At 63.1% G+C, this 14200-nt stretch carries 18 protein-coding genes and 1 pseudogene; 15 read left to right on the top strand and 4 right to left on the bottom strand.

The window, feature by feature from the left end; genetic code table 11:
* Window positions 1-54 precede the first annotated feature (54 nt).
* Together G0D83_RS17250 and G0D83_RS17255 are read left to right on the top strand one after the other, a co-directional pair.
* Window positions 55-1665 (top strand): arylsulfatase, encoded by a 1611-nt coding sequence (locus G0D83_RS17250; RefSeq protein WP_235958118.1) that lies wholly within the window; start codon window positions 55-57, stop codon window positions 1663-1665.
* 40 nt (window positions 1666-1705) lie between these two features.
* The gene (locus tag G0D83_RS17255; RefSeq protein WP_370457255.1) at window positions 1706-1888 is read left to right on the top strand and encodes a hypothetical protein; all 183 of its coding nucleotides are present in this window, start codon (window positions 1706-1708) and stop codon (window positions 1886-1888) included.
* 269 nt (window positions 1889-2157) lie between these two features.
* Here the strand turns inward: G0D83_RS17255 and G0D83_RS17260 are convergent, their stop codons facing one another.
* Window positions 2158-2406 (bottom strand): hypothetical protein, encoded by a 249-nt coding sequence (locus tag G0D83_RS17260; RefSeq protein WP_164196016.1) that lies wholly within the window; start codon window positions 2404-2406, stop codon window positions 2158-2160.
* Window positions 2407-2554: 148 nt separating this feature from the next.
* Between G0D83_RS17260 and G0D83_RS17265 the strand changes: the two genes are divergently transcribed.
* The 12 genes from G0D83_RS17265 (at window position 2555) to G0D83_RS17320 (ending at window position 10470) form a co-directional block, all read left to right on the top strand.
* On the top strand, window positions 2555-3295 hold the full coding sequence (locus tag G0D83_RS17265) for a Crp/Fnr family transcriptional regulator (RefSeq protein ID WP_164196018.1): 741 nt from the start codon (window positions 2555-2557) through the stop codon (window positions 3293-3295).
* 140 nt (window positions 3296-3435) lie between these two features.
* Window positions 3436-3780 (top strand): hypothetical protein, encoded by a 345-nt coding sequence (locus G0D83_RS17270; protein ID WP_164196020.1) that lies wholly within the window; start codon window positions 3436-3438, stop codon window positions 3778-3780.
* 105 nt (window positions 3781-3885) lie between these two features.
* Window positions 3886-4719: a transglutaminase family protein gene (locus G0D83_RS17275; protein WP_108970949.1), complete on the top strand. Its 834-nt coding sequence runs from the start codon at window positions 3886-3888 to the stop codon at window positions 4717-4719.
* Between the two features lie 144 nt (window positions 4720-4863).
* Complete coding sequence (locus tag G0D83_RS17280; RefSeq protein ID WP_203595616.1) at window positions 4864-5358, top strand: hypothetical protein; 495 nt, start codon at window positions 4864-4866, stop codon at window positions 5356-5358.
* Window positions 5359-5422: 64 nt separating this feature from the next.
* A complete protein-coding gene (locus tag G0D83_RS17285) occupies window positions 5423-5728 on the top strand; it encodes a hypothetical protein (RefSeq protein WP_159099743.1) in 306 nt (101 codons plus the stop codon).
* Window positions 5729-5945: 217 nt separating this feature from the next.
* Complete coding sequence (locus G0D83_RS17290; protein ID WP_164196022.1) at window positions 5946-6818, top strand: transglutaminase family protein; 873 nt, start codon at window positions 5946-5948, stop codon at window positions 6816-6818.
* Window positions 6819-7066: 248 nt separating this feature from the next.
* Window positions 7067-7273: a cold-shock protein gene (locus G0D83_RS17295; RefSeq protein WP_164196024.1), complete on the top strand. Its 207-nt coding sequence runs from the start codon at window positions 7067-7069 to the stop codon at window positions 7271-7273.
* Complete coding sequence (locus G0D83_RS17300) at window positions 7270-7497, top strand: hypothetical protein (RefSeq protein WP_164196025.1); 228 nt, start codon at window positions 7270-7272, stop codon at window positions 7495-7497. Before G0D83_RS17295 ends, G0D83_RS17300 begins: the two co-directional genes overlap by 4 nt.
* A 247-nt stretch (window positions 7498-7744) precedes the next feature.
* Window positions 7745-7909 carry a hypothetical protein gene (locus G0D83_RS17305; RefSeq protein WP_159099742.1) on the top strand — a complete coding sequence of 55 codons (165 nt, stop codon included), beginning with the start codon at window positions 7745-7747 and terminating at the stop codon, window positions 7907-7909.
* Between the two features lie 383 nt (window positions 7910-8292).
* Window positions 8293-8544, top strand: coding sequence for a DUF982 domain-containing protein (locus G0D83_RS17310; RefSeq protein WP_108970944.1), 252 nt, complete (start codon window positions 8293-8295; stop codon window positions 8542-8544).
* A 253-nt stretch (window positions 8545-8797) separates the two neighbouring features.
* Window positions 8798-9232: a hypothetical protein gene (locus G0D83_RS17315; protein WP_164196027.1), complete on the top strand. Its 435-nt coding sequence runs from the start codon at window positions 8798-8800 to the stop codon at window positions 9230-9232.
* Window positions 9233-9234: 2 nt separating this feature from the next.
* On the top strand, window positions 9235-10470 hold the full coding sequence (locus G0D83_RS17320; RefSeq protein ID WP_164196029.1) for an HlyD family secretion protein: 1236 nt from the start codon (window positions 9235-9237) through the stop codon (window positions 10468-10470).
* A 257-nt stretch (window positions 10471-10727) separates the two neighbouring features.
* Here G0D83_RS17320 and bioB read toward each other — a convergent pair whose 3' ends face one another.
* The 3 genes from bioB to G0D83_RS17335 form a co-directional block, all read right to left on the bottom strand.
* Window positions 10728-11732, bottom strand: a complete 1005-nt coding sequence (bioB, locus tag G0D83_RS17325; RefSeq protein WP_164196031.1) for a biotin synthase BioB — start codon at window positions 11730-11732, stop codon at window positions 10728-10730.
* The gene (locus G0D83_RS17330; RefSeq protein ID WP_164196032.1) at window positions 11729-12286 is read right to left on the bottom strand and encodes a biotin transporter BioY; all 558 of its coding nucleotides are present in this window, start codon (window positions 12284-12286) and stop codon (window positions 11729-11731) included. The genes bioB and G0D83_RS17330 overlap by 4 nt, the downstream gene beginning before the upstream one ends.
* 83 nt (window positions 12287-12369) lie before the next feature.
* Window positions 12370-13032 carry a GntR family transcriptional regulator gene (locus G0D83_RS17335; RefSeq protein ID WP_108970986.1) on the bottom strand — a complete coding sequence of 221 codons (663 nt, stop codon included), beginning with the start codon at window positions 13030-13032 and terminating at the stop codon, window positions 12370-12372.
* A 563-nt stretch (window positions 13033-13595) separates the two neighbouring features.
* On the opposite strand from G0D83_RS17335, the pseudogene G0D83_RS17340 reads away from it, so the two are divergent.
* Window positions 13596-13889: pseudogene (locus G0D83_RS17340) on the top strand (IS21 family transposase); the annotation flags it as partial.
* Between the last annotated feature and the right edge of the window lie 311 nt (window positions 13890-14200).

Raw genomic sequence — 14200 nt, forward strand, 5'->3', positions numbered from 1 at the left:
TTTGCCCTTGGACCTGCGCTGTACCGAGCGAATTACGCTGACAGGGAGACAGTCATGTCACCAAGACATAAAGCGCATCTATTTCTGATGGCCGTGGCCGCAGTCGCGGTATCGGGCGGCCCACTCGCGGCACAGGACACGGCAACCGCCGCGAAGCCGAACATTCTGGTGACCTGGGGCGATGATGTGGGCCAATCCAATATCTCGGCCTACACGAGGGGGCTGATGGGCTACGAGACGCCCAACATCGACCGGATCGCGAAGGAGGGCATGATGTTCACCGACTACTACGGTGAGCAATCCTGCACAGCCGGCAGTTCCTCCTTTATCATGGGCCAGTCGGTGTTCCGCACAGGTCTGTCAAAGGTCGGCCTGCCCGGCGCGCAGGAAGGCATCCAGGTCGAAGATCCGACCATCGCGGGCCTGCTAAAGGCCGAGGGCTACGCGACCGGCCAGTTCGGCAAGAACCACCTCGGCGACCGCGACGAGCACCTGCCGACCAACCACGGATTCGATGAGTTCTTTGGCAACCTTTATCACATCAACGCCGAGGAAGAGCCCGAGAACGAGGACTATCCGGCCGACATGATGACCGCTGACGGCCAAACCTTCCGGGAAGCCTTCGGTCCACGTGGCGTCATACATTCCTACGCTGACGGGGAAATCGAAGACACCGGACCGCTGACGAAGACGCGCATGGAAACCGTGGATGACGAGACCACCGCTGCGGCGATCGATTTCATCGAACGCGCCAACGAGCAGGGCACACCCTGGTTCGTCTGGTGGAGTGGCACCCGCATGCACTTCCGCACGCATGTCAGCGAAGAGAACCGCGCAAGAGCCAACGAGATCGTCGGCAAACAGGTCGACGAATACACCGCAGGCATGATCGAGCATGACGCCGATATCGGCGTTTTCCTCGACAAGCTGGACGAGCTCGGGATCGCGGACAACACCATCGTCTTCTATTCCACCGACAACGGCCCGCATATGAACACCTGGCCCGATGCCGGGATGACGCCGTTCTGGGGCGAAAAGAACACCAACTGGGAAGGCGCGTGGCGCGTGCCTGCGATGGTGCGCTGGCCGGGCCATATCCCCGAGGACGAGGTGGTCAACGAGATCGTCCATCACATGGACTGGCTGCCGACCTTCCTTGCCGCTGCCGGGAACGAGACGATCAAGGACGACCTGCTGGAAGGCATCACTGTCGCCGAAGTGGGCGGCGGCCGTGACTACAAGGGCCATCTCGACGGCTACAACATCCTGCCGCTGCTGACCGGCGAAACCGAAGAGAGCCCGCGCAAGGAGATCTTCTATTTCTCGGATGATGGCGACCTGATGGCGCTGCGCTATGCCGACTGGAAGATCACTTTCCTCGAGCAAAAGGCCTGGGCCACGTTCCGCGCCTGGATCGAGCCGCTGACGCCGCTGCGCACGCCGCTCGTCTTCAACCTGCGCCGCGATCCCTATGAGCGGGGCTACCGGACGTCGAATACCTTCTACGACTGGATGCTCGACCGTGCCTACATGTTCGTGCCAGCACAGACCTACGTGGCCAACTTCCTCGAGAGCTTCAAGGAATACCCGCCACGTCAGGAAGCGGCATCCTTCAGCCTCGACAAGGTGATGGAGAAACTCGCGCAACCGGGGGGCACGCAGTGAGCGCTGGCGGGCGATAACAAGAAAATGTCGGCCCTGCGGGATGAACGCGGGGCCGTCCTTCAGCCTGCTGGTGCATCACACCGGCGCGGACCGGGAGTTCGCCTATGACCGCCACTGCCACGTCGGGCAACTGGCCCGCGGGCTGGACGAAGGCGAAGGGCGCGGTTGGCTGATTGTCGACATGGCGCAGGACTGGAGCAGAATGCCCCGGGCGGTGCGCTGAAAACGCCATCGCGATTTCGCTATTGACGCTGTGGCTTGCGACGTCGGCCCCCCCCGGCAAGTCAAAGTGCGGTCTGCGCATCCCGTGATGGGTTTGTCTGATGCTGCGCATGCGAACCCCCCTCGGATGCCGCCGTCTTGAACGTCGAGTTGGGGCTCGCAGCCCAACTGCGGCACAGCAGCAGGAGCCGTAGCTCGGCCCGCCAGACGGATGGAGCTACGCGGCATCGCCAGGTTTTCTGGTTCCCTCAAACTTTCTGGTTCAGAAAATCAGCGCTCTTGTGTCGCCGCCGCTCGGCCAGCGATGATGCCGTTGATGATGGCCGCGACCTCGCGGTGCATCTCGATGGTTGCTGGCTGGTGGGATGCCTTTGCCGCGTTTTCATGTGTTGCGGCGGCATCCTTCAAGAGTCCCATAATCTCGCCGTCGGGAAGGACCTCGTTTTCGCTCAGGGCAAGCAGGAGCGCCTCGCAAATGGAGACCGCGGCAACACCGAGGTATTCGACACCGTTGCGCATCTTGATCTTCTCTCCTTCGTGAAGCGGGAAGAAACGGCTCTCCGTTTGTCGTCTGCACTTTGGCCGGAACCCTGCTATGGTGCGCTAACCTGAAGCAGCCATTTAGATTTTTTGGGAGCCGCGAAATTCCGAATTCCATGAGGGCCCAATGACTTCCGCAACAGACAGCCCTCTCGCCCGCAAACTCTCGGCCTTCGCGGTTTTCAACGACAGCGAGATGGCGGTACTCGAGCGCCTTCACGAGCGCCGCAGATCCTTCTCAGCCGGGCGAGACCTTGTCTATCAGGGGCAATCGCGGCAAGCGGCCTACGTTCTCGCCTCCGGATGGGCCTGCTCGTACAAGATCCAAGCAGACGGCACGCGGCAGATCGTCGATGTCCAGATCCCCGGCGATTTTCTCGGACTGCGCAGCGTTCTTCTGCGCACCTCCGACCACAGCTTCGAGCCGATCACCGACATCGAGGCGATCGAGGTGCTGTCCGAGGATCTTCTGAACGTCCTGACTCAGATGCCGCGTCTTGCAACCGCGATCTTCTGGGCCGCCTCTCGGGACGAGGCCATGGTGGTCGAGCATCTCGTCGGCATCGGTCGACGCGATGCTGCGGCGCGCATGGCGCATTTTCTTTTGGAACTCGCGTGCCGTTTGTCGCTGGTCGGGCTGGGAGGCCGAGGCGGCTATGACTGCCCTTTGACACAGTACCACCTGGCGGATGCCCTGGGTCTGAGCGCCATCCATGTGAACCGCGTGCTGCGGCAGTTGCGGGAAAGGGGGCTGGTCACATTCCGGGACGGCCACGTGTCGTTCCAGGATTACAACGGGCTCGTGACGCTCGCGGATTTTGATCCGACCTATCTGGACCAAGAGGGACCGTTGCTGCCGGGGGCATGATCCGGCGCGCGGTCGCGTTGGCGTGCGGGCGGCCGCTAACATGTGTAAGCGCGTGCGCGCTCCCACTGCCGTATGACCAGCGTGGCATCCTCTCCAAGAATGGTGGGACGTGCATGGTCACTTCCTTGGAGGACAATAAAATGAAAACCGTCTCTTGGCTCAAACCGGGCGTTTATGGCGCCGCCATCGGGGCTGTCGCCCTTGCCGTCCTCGGGTTCTCTTGGGGCGGCTGGCAGACCGCAGGAGGCGCCGCGACACGCGCGCAGACCGCAAGCCATGACAGCGTCATTGCGGCAATGGTCCCGGTTTGTCTTGACTTGGCGCAGAGTGACCCTGAGCGCAGCGCGAAGATGGAAACGATCCGCGCGGCCAACACCTACAAACAAAAAGACGCCGTAATGTCGGCGGGTTGGGCGACGGTCCCCGGCGCCGAGAAGCCGGATGCGGACATCGCCAAGGCTTGTCTGAGCGCGCTCGCCCTCTGATCCGCATCCTGCCCCCGCAGTCCCGAGGCGCGCTTCCTCAACTTTCCTGCGCTGGCCAGTTTCGCCGCAAACCATCGGCGCCCATGCGGCGCCAAGGAGATCCAAATGCGAGTTAAAATAGGCTGCCGCCTGCAATATACCTTCGTGCAGCCGACACCATTGATCGCGATGCTGAACGTCCACTACTCACGCTTCGGCGATCTTGAGCAGGCGGACTATCTTGTCACCTCCCCCAGCGTCTCGCTCGAAAGCTATCGCGACGGCTTCGGCAACTGGTGTACCCGGATGCTTGCCCCGGCCGGGGAGTTCACCTTGTCCAGCAGCGGCATCTTTCGCGATACCGGGCAGCCCGATCCGACGTTTCCGGGGGCACGCCAGCACAATGTCGAAGACCTGCCGTTCGAGACGCTCGTGTTCCTGCTGGGAAGCCGCTACTGCGACACCGACATCCTATCCGAGCAGGCGTGGCAGCTTTTCGAAGGCACCCCCCCGGGCTGGGCGCGAGTCCAAGCCATCTGTGACCACGTCCACCAGACGATCAGATTCGATTACATGAAGGCCGATGCGACGCGCACGGCGTCACAGGCCCTGTCCGCCCGGCATGGCGTGTGCCGCGACTTTGCCCATCTCGCGATCACCTTCTGCCGGTGCATGAACATCCCCGCCCGATACTGCACGGGCTACCTGAGCGACATTGGTGAGCCGGAGCCGCACCCCCCGGGCGATTTCGCGGCCTGGATGGAAGTGTTCCTCGACGGGCGCTGGTGGGTCTTCGATCCGCGAAACAACACGCGTCGGACCGCGCGAATTCTCATTGCCCGGGGGCGAGACGCGGCGGACGTTCCGCTGACGCAGACTTTTGGGCCGAACACGCTCACGGGCTTCCAGGTCTGGACCGAGGAGGCTGAGCTGGCCGGCAATCCAGAAACCGTGGAGTGACGCCTTTTCCAGCTTCATGGAGGTGCCTGACGCTCTCTTTGGCCTGACCCGCAAGGATCCACTGGTGGCTGCGCCAGATCAGCGGAGACGCTTCGCTATTCCGCCCACAGCCTTACGACCAAGAGTTTTGCCGGGAGACCAGACATGACCACTCCGATCCCCACCATCGTCGTCTTTCACAAACCCTTTGAGCTCGAGAGCTTTGATGAAACGCTGCCAGCTGGCGAGTATCTCATCGAGAGCGAATTGCTTAGCATAGGTACCGTAAGAGCCGACGAAAACCTTGCCGCGTCGGTTCTCGTCCATCTGCACCCCCAGATCGCTCACCCGGGCCTCGCACGCACCCTGACCGTCCCGCTTGGCGAGCTGGAGCAGGCCATGGCGACCGACAGGATGGGGGAAACGGAGCTGAGAGACACTTTCCTCGAGAAGATGCTGGCGGATCCGCTCATTCGGATGGTGATGCTGGCGGACGGCGTCAGCGAGCGAGAGCTGCGCCACTATTATGCCACAAGATCACCCACAAGCGGCAGTCCCTTGCATCGTGCCCAAGGTGCCCACCCTCCTGCCAGAGGCGCGGGCAGCAAGCCCGACATGTTCCCCTTTTCGGGGTCTTCTCGGCCGGGCATCGGTGAATGATGCATCTCGATACGCGCCGGTTCTGGGGGCGGGCGGTGAAGCTGGCACTTCGGGGAGCCGCACCGTGACAAACCTTCCCATCGATCTCGACCGCCACAGGACGCCCAGTGGTCGGCTCGAAAGCCGCATTCGCCGTATGGCGGCGAATTCCGGACTTCTGGCCCATCTCGATCACAGCGGCGTCGAAATCGACGTGATGTTGCTGGCAGATTCACTGCGCCGGTGGATCGAGGCGATGGAGCAAGTGCGTATCCTGCTGCGGCAACACCAGAATGAGCCTGAGATCAGAGAGGCCATGATCCAGACGATCATCGAAGAGGCGCTCAAGGATCTCGATCTGCTCAAGGAAGGCGAAGGACCGACACTATGACCGAAGACGAAGAGAGGCGGCCGGCTCTGACCAAGGCCCGCGGTGACGTGGAGGCGGAGCGCAAGTGTTTGCGCTGCGGCGCGCGTTTCTTGAGCACGGGTTTCGGCGAGAGAATCTGTGGTCACTGCAAACGGTCGGCCACCTGGCGATCGTCCCGGCCGGCCGACTCGGGCCGTGCCCGGCATCGCGCCTCCGGCGTGGGGCCATAGGAGCTCTCATGACAACGCTGAGCATCTCGCACATCACAACGTATCGCTACGGAAAGGCCGTGGCCATTGGCCCCCATCGCTTGATGCTCCGCCCCCGAGAGACGAGAGACTTGCGCCTGGTCGCATTCGATCTGCAGATCTCACCCTCCGCTCGGATCGACTGGGCTCAGGACGTCGCTGGCAACGCGGTCGCATCGGCCACCTTCGACACCTCCTCCGAGCTTTTGTGCATCCAATCGCGGATGACGGTGGAGTTGAGTGCTCCGACTTGGCCGGTCTTTGCGATTGCCGCCTCTGCGGCGTCCTATCCCTTTCGTTACGAGGGCGATCATTGGACCGATCTCGGGCCGCTTGCCCAGCCCCAGTATGCGGACGACGCCGGCAGGCTGGCACGCTGGGTGGATAGCTTTGTGATGGATGGGCCGACCGACACCCTGTCGCTGCTCAAGGACGTGGCGAACGGGGTGAACGCCTGGGTTTCCTATCAAAGCCGCTCGTCGGAAGGGACCCAGGGGCCGCTCGAGACCCTGGACAGAGGCTGGGGCTCGTGCCGGGATCTCGCGGTCCTCTTTGCCGAGGCTGTGCGCACGCTTGGCTTTGGCGCGCGGCTCGTCTCCGGTTATCTGCACGACCCCGCAGGGGAAAACCTTGGCTCATTCGGCGCGGGATCGACCCATGCCTGGGTCGAGGTCTTCGTTCCCGGGGCGGGTTGGATCGCTTTCGACCCGACCAATCGCTCCGTCGGGTCGGCGAACCTCATCCCGGTGGCGGTCGCGCGCAACATCGCCCAGGTGACGCCGGTGAGTGGCGGGTACTACGGGACGGGGTGCGATCTTCTCTCTCTGGAGGTGGGGGTGAGCGTAAGCGTGGATGGTCCCTGAACGGCAGATCGGAAGCTGCCCAAGGACTGGGCCCCGTGCCGGGTGCATCGGCCTCGCCCGGGCAAACTTTAATTTTCGCCAACTTCCGATTGTCCTTGTAAACCTGCGCGGCAGTCTCCACATGTATTGAGCTTACGCTTTTCTCTTCGAAATGCTGCTTCCGCTAACCCGGTTTCGGTTGATCGTCTTGGATCGACATTTGCCGGGCTGCCGCATGTCGTGGGCAGCATATTCAGGAGACTACGGACATGGCCAATGGCACCGTAAAATGGTTCAACAGCACCAAAGGCTTCGGCTTTATCGCGCCGGAAAGCGGCGACAAGGATATCTTCCTGCACATCACGGCGCTTGAACGTGCCGGGATTTCGCGCATCGACGACGGTCAGGCAGTGACCTTCGATGTCGAGACCGGTCGTGACGGTCGCGAGTCCGCCAGCAATCTGGCCCTGGCTTGAAGCGCTCGCTGGACGATCTGCTGAAGGGCATTCCGGCGCAGACCGGGAACGGCGGGAAACCGCCTCAGCCCAAAGGGACGTCTGGTGAGAAGCGGACCGGGCCGGAAACCCAGCTCGACAGGATCACGGCGGGCGCCAAGCGCGTCTTGCAAGAAGAAGCCGACGAGCGCGCCGAGAAACTGGAGCGTCTCAAAGCTGCACGCGAAGCGCGCGACAAGACGTGATCACCAAGACATGGCCGGTGCCGAACGGGTGGATTGCCCGTCTGGCGCCGTGCCGCGATTGCAGACGACGGTTTGACCGGCCCGCACGCTTTGGGCCAAGCAGATCGGATTTCCGGGTGAGCGCGTCGAGTGGATTGGTCCATCCTGTGGGCCTCGACCATTCCGCATCAGTCTTACCTGGAGGAGCTGCTGCAGGGCTTGCCCTGCGGCAGCTTCCATTCACTTTGACGATTTAGAGGAGAGAGACATGGGCTATTCGCCTTCGAAAAAGCAGCTGGACCTCAAGGACTTCCTGAGCCAGCCGGCAAAGAAACGGCCTGGAGCAAAGACGTTCGGCTATCAGAGAACTCGGACGGCGCCGACACCGGTTCCGAAGCCCGAAGCGCAGCCGACCGAGGAAAAGTCGGAGTAAAATCCGATCCGGCGGCTTGCCCTTTCGGGCGCCGCAAGATGGGCCGATGTTGGTCAACATGGCTCATGCAGGTCATCGCTGGGCGGACCCCCGCCGCAACGATCAACCTTGAGCGAATTCGGGCCTGAGAGTTTCCGGCGGACCCAAGGGTCTGGCTGGTGGCGCAGAACCATTTGCGCCTCGAACTCCGGCCGGGCGTCTCTCACCCTAGACGCCCGCTAAAATGAAGACGCTGTGGTCAGGATCAATCCGGCCACCCGGAGCGCATGAGCGGTCCCGCGTCCGGACATCTTACAACGCCGCAGGCACCCCTGATTGGTCTCCTCGCAAGAGAGGCCGCAATCGGCGGCACCGTGGCTTCACGAATACGAAAGAGAACACACATGATGGAAATTTTCTGGGGAGACCCCCTCATCCTGATCGACCCGAAAGACGGGGACGTCACGCGCTTCTGCACGATCGAGAAGGTGCATTACTGGCTGCGCCGCAAATGGCCAGTGGCCGATGCCGCACAGCAAACCGCCTTGGCGAAGGTCGAGGCGGCCATGGACTGCATGAACTCCGTCGACGATGCCCGCAACGCGTTCCTGAAGGCCGCCCGTTTGGCAGGTTTCAAGCAAGCCGCCATGGTTTGACGGGCGGCGTGCCAACTGGCAGGCGCTGAAACAGGCGTCTGCTCTTTGCAAGCCCTGCCGAAATGACTGTTCGGGCCCGAGCCTGGGTCAAGAGTCCATCGGAACCTGTGCTGCCGACTTTCAAGGCAACCGCCAGGTTTCCCCCGGGGCGGGCTCGGGTAGACTTCGACCAGAAAAAGGACGTGGGGCGAAAAAGCTAACCGACCCGACGCGAATCTGCCTATTCTAAAGCAATTGATTGAATTCTAAGGGGATGGCAGTGGAAGCGATCGCGGTTCACCCATTGGCTCCTGACCACATTCCCGGGTACGTGGTCGGCGCTGATGGCACTGATACTTTGTTTACGGTGATGACGGTTTTCGGCATCGCGCTCGTCATCGGCCTTGGGGTCATATACCTGACGCTGCATGCGATCCCCGAGCGCATGGCGCACAAGTCGAGCCACCCGCAATTGCAAATCGTCGGCATCCTCGCATTGCTGGCGCTGTTCACCCACAACAACCTGTTCTGGGTCGCAGCGGTGCTGGTCGCGGGCTTTCAGTTCCCCGACATGCTGTCGCCGCTACAGTCGATCGCCCGCTCTCTCGCACGGCTCGCCGGCCGGCCCGTGGAGGAGGACATTCCGCAGCCCGATGGTTCTGACCCGGCTGCGGAGCCTGCGTTCCGCCATCGCGACGGGGAGGCCTGATTTTGCTCGAAGCCATCCTCTGTTCGCTTGTCTCGCTGCTGCCGGACTATCTCTATCGCCGCTACGGGCAGGGGAAGCGGTTCGGACACGAGCTGACGCTTTTCTCGGTGTGGTACGAGCTGCGCTGGGGGCTGACGCTCTGGATCTTCCTGACCGTCTCGCTGATCACTGTGCTCTTCTACTACCACCCGGCCAGCATGTCAGTGTCCTCCTATTTCCGCACAGTGACCATCCTGCCGCAGGTGAGCGGGCGGGTCTCGGACATTTACGTGGTGAACAACCAAAAGGTCTCGGCGGGAGATCCGCTGGTGCGGCTCGACGGGCTGTCGCAGCAGGCGCAGGTCGATGCGGCGCTGGCGCTGCTGGCCGAAACCGACGCTTCCGCAAAGCTGGCTGAAACCGATCTGGCGCAGGCCGACGCAGGAATCGCCCAGGCCCGCGCGGCGCTTGTACAGGCGCAGGAAGAGCTGCAGCGCAACGAGCAGTTGCGCGACCAGGGATCGAGCGCCGTTCGCCTGGTGGATATCGAGCGTTTCGAGAACCTGGTCGACCAGCGCGAGGCGCAACTGCGCGCCGCCGAGCTGCAGAAGGAAAGCGCCCAGCAACGGATCGATGAGGTGCTGCCCGCCAAGCTCGAAAGCGCCCGCGCGCAGCTGGCGCTGGCCGAGGCCGAGCTGGGCAAGACGTTGATTTCGGCCGGGGTCGACGGGCGGATCGAGCAGCTTGCGCTTCAGGTCGGCGACTTCATCAGCCCGCTCGCCCGGCCTGCCGGCATCTTCGTGCCGAGCGGCGCAGGGGCGGAGCGGTTCCAGGCTGCCTTCAACCAGATCGCCGCGCAGGTTATTCACCCTGGCATGGTCGGCGAGATGGGCTGCCTCAGCAAACCCCTCGACATCATCCCGATGGTGGTGACCGAGGTCCAGGATGTGATCCCCTCGGGGCAGCTGCGGCCGAGCGACCGGCTGGTCGATCCGCAGGACGATGTGCGCCCCGGCAGCGTGCTGGTCTACCTCGAGCCGCTCTACACCGATCAGCCGACCAATGTGCCTCCGGGCAGCAGCTGTACCGTCATGCTCTATACCAACAACCACCACCGGCTCGAACATGAGGAGTTGGGCACCGGCACGCGGATCTTCTTGCACGTGGTCGATACGATCGGCGTGGTGCATGCGGCGGGACTGCGGTTGCGCATGCTGTTCCTGCCGGTGCAGACGCTGGTGTTCTCGGGCGGGCACTGACATATGCGGAGCCGGGTTCCGGCCCGAGCTCCATCATAGCCGCCCGCGCCACGGCACATGCCTCCGGGTCACGGGCTGCGGGTGTCAGCTGATTGCAGCGGGTCAGCCGGGACGCCTGAACAGACATCCGAAGACCATCTACAAGACCGCTTACCGGCAAGGCGACACTCAGGCGTTGAGCCCTCGCGGTTCGCTGGTTGCCAAGAAAGCTGCAGCGGAACTTGTACTGGCGGGCGACCAAGGCCCGCCAGAAGTCTCTACAAAGGTTGATGCGAACGTGCGGTGTCAGCAGATGTCTTGCGCGACCTATGCGGCGCCACCTTCGCGATGCGCATGCCGAGCCGCGCCAGCAGCGCCGCATCCTGGCTGGCGGATGGGTTGCCTGTGGTCAGCAACTGCTCCCCCACGAAGATCGAGTTTGCACCCGCCACGAAGCACAGCGCCTGCAACTCGTCGCTCATCCTTGTGCGTCCGGCCGAGAGCCGTACGACCGAGGCGGGCATGAGTATCCGTGCAAGCGCCACCGCCCGGACAAGCGAAAAGGGGTCCACCGGTTCGGCGTATTCCTGCACCGGGACGCCGTCGACGTCATTCCACAGGTTCACCGGAACGCTCTGGGGATGCTCGGGCAATGTGGCGAGCGTTACCAGCATCGCGATCCGATCCTCTTCGGTTTCGCCCATTCCGAGGATGCCACCGCAGCAGACCCGGATCCCGCCGTTTCGGACATGGGACAGGGTCTCCAGCCGGTCGTCCATCGTCCGGGTCGTGGCGATTTGCGCGTAGTAGTCGGGGGAGGTGTCGATGTTGTGGTTGTAGAAATCGAGCCCGGCATCCTTCAGCCGCGTCACCTGTTCCGGGGTCAGCATCCCCAGCGTCATGCAGGTCTCGAGGCCGAGCTCCGCAACGCCCTGAACCATTTCGCAAAGATGGTCCATATCGCGGTCCTTGGGGCCGCGCCATGCCGCGCCCATGCAGAAGCGCTGCGCCCCGGCGTCCTTTGCCCGTCGCGCGGCTGCAAGAACCGCCTCTGTGCCCATCAGCTTGCTTGCTTTCACCCCGGTGTCGTAATGCGCCGACTGCGAGCAGTAGCCGCAATCCTCCGGGCAGCCGCCGGTCTTGATCGACAAGAGGCTGGCGGTCTCGATCTCGGTGGGGTCGAAATGAGCACGGTGCGTGGCCTGCGCCTGCGCCAGCAACTCAGGAAAGGGCAGGGCGTGGATGGCATGTGCCTCCGGTATCGTCCAATCCGTGCGGATCATGCAAGGCGACCTTTCAGACTGCTCACGCCTGAAACCAGCGTCGCGGCCAGCGCGACCTTCAAGAGATCGCCAAGCACGAACGGCGTGAGCCCCGCTGCGAGCAGCTTCGGGCTCGTAACGAAGAGCGCCAGCCAAGCGAGGCCGAAGGCATAGACGAGGGCAAGGCCCGCAACCATCGCCGCGGCCATGCCAAGCCAACCACGGCCCCGTGCGAGGGTGCCGATAAGCGGTGTCGCCAGCAGGTATCCCGCGAGGTAGCCGCCGGTAGGGCCCATCAGGTAGGCGAGACCGATGCCGCGCTCGGGGGTGCCCGAAAACACCGGCAGCCCGAGCGCACCCGCGCCGAGATAGGTCGTCATGGCAGCAAGCCCGAGCCGCGGCCCTAGCCCTGCCGCGACGAGGCAGATCGCCAGCGTGTGAAGAGTCATCGGAACTGGCCAGAATGGGATCTGGACCTTGGCCCCAATCGTGATCAGCGCGGCGCCGGCAAGGGCAAAGGCAAGGCTGCGCCAGAGCGGCAGGCCACGCGCGTGCGTGGGCGTCAGGGGTGTCATCGAAAGGCTCTCCTCGGCTGGTTGGATGATGATCATCAACCTCGGGCAGAGAGCGGTTTCAAAACAACGCAGATTATAGATAATTATCCAGAAATGTCGTATGTATCAGTAATAATGGCGTTTTTTCTCGCTGCCTTGCGCTTTCCGATCCAGCCGACGTGCCGTGCTAGGACGGTGCAGGCCAAGTCGACCTGCCCCTTCCGCAACGCCTCGAGGATGGCCCGATGGTCATGGTCGGTGCGCGACTCCCAGTCCCGTCGCCAAGCGGCGAAGAGGAAGCGTGCGCTGGCGGTATGCAGGTCATCGATACTGCGAAGAAGACGCGGCATCTGACAGGGCGAAAGGATGAGCCTGTGGAACTGCCGGTTCGCGGCTTCCCAGTCTCGGACGCTGCAGGCGCGGTCGCCCTGCCGCGTGACCGCATCAGCCTCGGCTAGGATCGCGCGGGTCATTTTGGGCGCGGCGTTGCGCAGCGCCAACACTTCGAGGCTGGCCCGCATCTCCGCCACCTCTCTCAGCTCGGCAACGTCGAAATCGGTCACGCGGTATCCGCGGCGCAGCTCGCCCTCAGCGAGCCCTTGTGCCTCCAGCGTACGGAAGGCCTCTCGCACCGGCACATGGCTGGCCTGAAATTCGATAGCGATATGATCCTGGCGAAGGCGGGCACCGGGCGGGATTTCACCCGAGATGATCCGATCCGCGAGCACCCGCGCGATACGGGCCGACTGGGTTTCTTTGCGTGTCATGCCAGACCCATAGCGCGGCGGCATCAGCTGTGTCATGCGCCGGATGCCGCCCGTGGATCGAGAAGCCGCCCCAAGGCCGGTGGATTGGCCGCGCCTTGGGGCAACGGTTGCCGAGGTCAGTGTAAACCGACGGTAAGAATGCCCGTCGCCTGGTGTCCGCTGCTGCTACCCGGGGCCGGGCGCATCAACTGGAAAAATGTCGCTGCAGCCACTCGTTCAGCCGGTCGATATCGACCAGCAACCGTCAGTATTTCCTGCTCAGGGACCCGTCCCGCTCCAGTACGGCAAGGCTGCGGCCGATGGTGTTCCGGGACAGGCAAGCAAGTTCTGCAAGCTCCGCCTGGTTGACAGCGAACAGCGTCGGGCCTTTCTGTGCCGGCAGGGCGCTGAGCAGACTCCGGATCGTGCCGGCAAGCCGTGCGGTCGGGTCCTGCACCGCCAAGCAGGCGGTGATGCCGGCCCGCTTCAATGGCGAGGACTATCGCGGCATCAACGTGCTGATGCTCTGGGCGATCTATACCGTGGAGTTATATCGAAAGGCTCGCATGGCCTGCGCCGACGGCATGAGCAAGCGTGCGGCAGCAGCCTATTTCAACATCTCTCGTGATACGGTGGAGAAGGCCTTGGCCTTCTCGGTGCCGCCTGGCTATCGGCGAACGGCACCGATCAAGTGGCCGAAGCTGGATGGGTTTACCGAGATCATCGATGCGTGGCTCGATGGCGACAAGACGGTGCATCGCAAGCAGCGGCACACCGCCAAGCGCATCTTCGATCGGCTTCGTGATGAGCACGGGTTCACCGTCGGCTACACAATCATCAAGGACTATGTCCGGGAGCGCCAGCGGCGTGGACAGGACCCGTCGCTCGAGATGTGACCCAGGGCATAGGTCTCTTTCGCCCCGGACGCAGGTGAGAACGTGATGTGACGTCGCCGGCGCTGCGCGCCACCGCCCGCTTTCATCTAACCGGCCAGCGGCGATGCCGGAATCTCCGTAGCCGCCGTCCATGATTGTCCCGCCTGCAGAGAGCCGAGCTTGCAAGGTCCCGCCCAGTCTCCGCCAGCGCGTTTCGGACACTCAACATGACTCGGTCCGCTCTTCGCGACCGGTCGGCGCTAAAGCGCCGTCCTTCAAACGAAAAACCGGCTTCCGCTTTGCGGACCCTCCGG

Source organism: Salipiger sp. PrR003 (genome assembly GCF_010500785.1).
Taxonomy (GTDB): domain Bacteria; phylum Pseudomonadota; class Alphaproteobacteria; order Rhodobacterales; family Rhodobacteraceae; genus Salipiger; species Salipiger pacificus_A.

What these genes read in the sequence shown, in the direction of transcription:
- G0D83_RS17250 (WP_235958118.1), top strand. Translation starts at nt 55, where the DNA reads ATGTCACCAAGACATAAAGCGCATCTATTTCTGATGGCCGTGGCCGCA.
- G0D83_RS17255 (WP_370457255.1), top strand. Translation starts at nt 1,706, where the DNA reads ATGAACGCGGGGCCGTCCTTCAGCCTGCTGGTGCATCACACCGGCGCG.
- G0D83_RS17260 (WP_164196016.1), bottom strand. Translation starts at nt 2,406, where the DNA reads ATGCGCAACGGTGTCGAATACCTCGGTGTTGCCGCGGTCTCCATTTGC.
- G0D83_RS17265 (WP_164196018.1), top strand. Translation starts at nt 2,555, where the DNA reads ATGACTTCCGCAACAGACAGCCCTCTCGCCCGCAAACTCTCGGCCTTC.
- G0D83_RS17270 (WP_164196020.1), top strand. Translation starts at nt 3,436, where the DNA reads ATGAAAACCGTCTCTTGGCTCAAACCGGGCGTTTATGGCGCCGCCATC.
- G0D83_RS17275 (WP_108970949.1), top strand. Translation starts at nt 3,886, where the DNA reads ATGCGAGTTAAAATAGGCTGCCGCCTGCAATATACCTTCGTGCAGCCG.
- G0D83_RS17280 (WP_203595616.1), top strand. Translation starts at nt 4,864, where the DNA reads ATGACCACTCCGATCCCCACCATCGTCGTCTTTCACAAACCCTTTGAG.
- G0D83_RS17290 (WP_164196022.1), top strand. Translation starts at nt 5,946, where the DNA reads ATGACAACGCTGAGCATCTCGCACATCACAACGTATCGCTACGGAAAG.
- G0D83_RS17295 (WP_164196024.1), top strand. Translation starts at nt 7,067, where the DNA reads ATGGCCAATGGCACCGTAAAATGGTTCAACAGCACCAAAGGCTTCGGC.
- G0D83_RS17305 (WP_159099742.1), top strand. Translation starts at nt 7,745, where the DNA reads ATGGGCTATTCGCCTTCGAAAAAGCAGCTGGACCTCAAGGACTTCCTG.
- G0D83_RS17310 (WP_108970944.1), top strand. Translation starts at nt 8,293, where the DNA reads ATGATGGAAATTTTCTGGGGAGACCCCCTCATCCTGATCGACCCGAAA.
- G0D83_RS17315 (WP_164196027.1), top strand. Translation starts at nt 8,798, where the DNA reads ATGGCAGTGGAAGCGATCGCGGTTCACCCATTGGCTCCTGACCACATT.
- bioB (WP_164196031.1), bottom strand. Translation starts at nt 11,732, where the DNA reads ATGATCCGCACGGATTGGACGATACCGGAGGCACATGCCATCCACGCC.
- G0D83_RS17330 (WP_164196032.1), bottom strand. Translation starts at nt 12,286, where the DNA reads ATGACACCCCTGACGCCCACGCACGCGCGTGGCCTGCCGCTCTGGCGC.
- G0D83_RS17335 (WP_108970986.1), bottom strand. Translation starts at nt 13,032, where the DNA reads ATGACACGCAAAGAAACCCAGTCGGCCCGTATCGCGCGGGTGCTCGCG.